This is a genomic window from Saccharopolyspora sp. (genome assembly GCF_017434145.1).
Lineage (GTDB): Bacteria > Actinomycetota > Actinomycetes > Mycobacteriales > Pseudonocardiaceae > Saccharopolyspora_C > Saccharopolyspora_C galaxeae.
The window spans coordinates 1-3137 of the sequence record NZ_JAFRFW010000052.1 but is presented as its reverse complement, the minus strand read 5'-3'; the positions used below and the strand labels follow the sequence as shown (position 1 = coordinate 3137).

At 72.3% G+C, this 3137-nt stretch carries 2 protein-coding genes and 1 pseudogene; all 3 read right to left on the bottom strand.

What is annotated here, in order from left to right; genetic code table 11:
• Positions 1-196, bottom strand: a pseudogene (locus IJH84_RS01365) (hypothetical protein); the annotation flags it as partial.
• Positions 197-300: 104 nt separating this feature from the next.
• The gene (locus tag IJH84_RS01360; RefSeq protein WP_200070069.1) at positions 301-1548 is read right to left on the bottom strand and encodes a YeeE/YedE family protein; all 1248 of its coding nucleotides are present in this window, start codon (positions 1546-1548) and stop codon (positions 301-303) included.
• Between the two features lie 184 nt (positions 1549-1732).
• Positions 1733-3137 (bottom strand): hypothetical protein (locus tag IJH84_RS01355; protein WP_295139291.1); only part of this gene is annotated, 1405 nt, incomplete at its 5' end.

Here is a 3137-nt window from a genome sequence, read left to right as displayed (position 1 = left end):
TGACGGTGTGCTCCTTATTGTCCACAGCAAACGCGGCGGTCGGCAGGCCGACGGTGGGGCTGAGCAGTCCACCGGCGTCCACGCCGGGCACGAGCCAGATCGACGGCGGGTCGGCGTGCGCGACGCCCGCGCCGAACCCGGCGAGGGCGAGGGTGGCCGCGGCCGTGGTGGCCACCCTGGCGAGGGTTTTCGGCATGGTGATCTCTTCCTTCCGTGCTCTCCCGCCGGTCGGCGGGAGGTCTGTGCCACGGCGGAGCCAGCCGGGACCCGGCGCGCCGCGCGCGGTTCACCGGCGCGGGCTCAGCACACCGCGTCGCCGGGTTTCGGATTGCCCAGCCCGAACAGGGGCCGCAGCAGCAGGCCTGCGTAGGTGCCTGCGATGGCCAGCACTCCCCACAGCCAGCCGTGCAGGCTGAACGAGGCGATGCCGGAGAAGTAGGCGCCGATGTTGCAGCCACCGGCCAGCCGCGCGCCGAGGCCCATGGCGATGCCGCCGAGCACCGCGCCGAGCGCGAGCCGCAGCGGGATCCGCCGGTGCAGCACGAACGCTCCGGCCAGCGCGGAAGCGATCAGCGCGCCGATCATGATGCCGAAGTCCATCACCGAGGTCTTGTCGGCGAGCACCGACGCTTGCAGCTTCGCGGTGTTCTCCGGGTCGCTCCAGAAGGGCGACCCGGAGATGTCCACCCCGATCCAGCCGAGGAACTTCGCGCCCCACAGCCCGAACGCCGAGGTGATGCCCCACGGCCCTCCGGAGATGAACAGCGTCAGCGCGTTGAACCCGGCCAGCAGCAGCGCCCCGGCCCACAGCGGCCACGAGCCGCGCAGCACTCGCAGGAATCCGCGCGCCGTGGGTGGCTGCTCGATCGGCGGCGGCGTGCGGCGACGTTCGACCAGCAGCGACACGCCCACGACCGCCGCGATGATCACCAGCGAGATGAGCAGCGCGCCGGGATAGCCCAGCGGGGTGTCCGCGAACGACACCGTGGGGCCGGTGTTCTGCAGCGTCTTGATCCAGGGCGAGATGAACGCGCTGAGCACTGAACCCGCGATGAAGCCGCCGAGCGTGTAGAGGATCGCGGTTTGCCCGCTGCCCACCGCGAACAGCGTGCCGGACGCGCACGAGCCGCCGACCTGCATCCCCACCCCGAACAGGAACGCTCCGAGGATCACGCCGAGCCCGGCGGGCGCGACGGTCCCTTCCGGCGCGCCGGAGAGCCCGAGCCCGCCGCCGAGGATCGCGGAGAACAGCAGGCAGGCCGCGGCCAGCATGACCATGTGCGCCCGCAGCGCGCGCCCTTGACCGACCGAAACGAGCTGCCGCCACGCCGAGGTGAAACCGAACCGCGAGTGGAACAGCACGGTGCCGAGCGCGAGCCCGACCGCGTAGAGGACGGTCAGTTTCCACCCGGCTTCGGCCGCGACGGCGAGGCCGACGACGACGGCGAGCAGGATGCCGGCGGTCACGACGCCGGGCCGGGCCGGTGGTGCTTGGGCCGCGGGAGGCGGCGGGGTTCTGGGGGCGCTGTCGACGCCGACTGCGGACATGGATTCTCCTCGTCTCGAAAGCTTGCCGTTGTGGTCCAACAAACCCGTTCGGCTCGATCTTTCCCGGTTGCGTAGCGGCGTTCGCCACGGAAGGCGGCTGTTGTGCTTGTTGCGTTTCAAGCGGCGCTAGCCGCTTTCACGGCGTTCGCAACCGACACCGCTACGCAAAATGGGCCCAGAACGATCAATCCGGGGTCAACGGGCCGGAGACGGGGACGACGGTGCCGCGCGGGAGCCACTGGCCGGCGGGGTCGGAGCCGTGCATCGGCATCTTCATCCCGCCCATTCCGGGCATGTCCATCTGCATCACGTCGACCTGCGCGGCCGCGTACACCGAGATGGGGTCTTCGATCCGCTGCCCGCGCGCGGCGAGCCAGGTCTCCAGCCCGGCCACCGATGGCGGTTCGCCGCCGAATCCCTCGTTGATGGCCATGCCGTATTCGAGCGACCGGTAGTCGCGCGGGTCGAACCGCAGCGGAGCGGCCGAGCTGGCCGCCGCGGTGGTCACGGGGCTGTGCAGCAGCCACGGCGCGAGGTGGGCGCCGTAGGTGTAGTTCGGTGGCCCGCCGGGCCGTTGCCGCACCGATTCGAGGTGTTCGGCCGCGTTGGTCCAGCCGGACACCAGGATCAGCGCGTTCTCGGCTCGCGGTGCGCCGCTGACCGGCAGGCGCGCCGCGTCCGCCGCCGTTCGCACCACGCCGGTGGCTTGCCGGGAGCGCGGCGAGTCGTCGCCGATCACGGTGATTCCGGGTGCGCCGTTGCGGTGCACGTATCCGACGAGGGCGCGCAGCGCCTCGGCGTCCTGCGGCTGGAGCGAATCGGCGGGGCAACCGGTGAGCGGATCCCGTTGTCCCGCAACGATTCCGGCGAGCGCGGCGCTGGCGCATTCCGGCCCGTCGGGGCCCGCCGCGTCGGCGGGCCCGGGTGCGTCGCCGGTGTCGACTTCGACGCTTCCTTCCGCGGCGCCGCTCCGCAGCACCAGATCGCTGCGCCCGGCCGGCAGGTCCACCTGCGCCCAGTGACCGCTGGTGCCCGGCCGCGAAACCGCCCGGACGGGCCGCCCACCGGAGTCGATGGTCAGCTCGTCACCTGCGCTTTCCGGCAGGTGCACCAGGTTGGGTCCTGGGCGGTGCGGCGTCACCAGCACCGGCACGTCCTGCTCGCCGACGGTGGCGTGCGCGAGCCGGGCGACTCCCGGCTGCGGGAGCTCACCGGGACGCGGAATCGCGGGCAGCACCGTGAACGCGACGAAGGCCACGGCGACCGCGCCTGCACCGAAGCGGTAGATCCGCCAAGGATTCTCCTGGCGCAGCAGCAGAACCGCCCCAACAACGGCCACTGTGGACAGTGTGAGCACGAGCAGCGCCGCACCCAGCGGGCTCAGCAGCCTGCGATCCGCGATGCCGGTGCTGAACAACTGCACCGCCACCGCCACCACCAGTGCCGCGGCCAGCGCCCATGCCAGGTACCGCAACCGCGGCGCACCGTCCGGGCGCTGCTCGGCGGGCAGCAGCAAGCCGTATCCGGCCAGCCCGAGCCAGCCGACCACGGCCGCGCTCGCCACCGCCGCGGCGAAGAATGCCACCGGC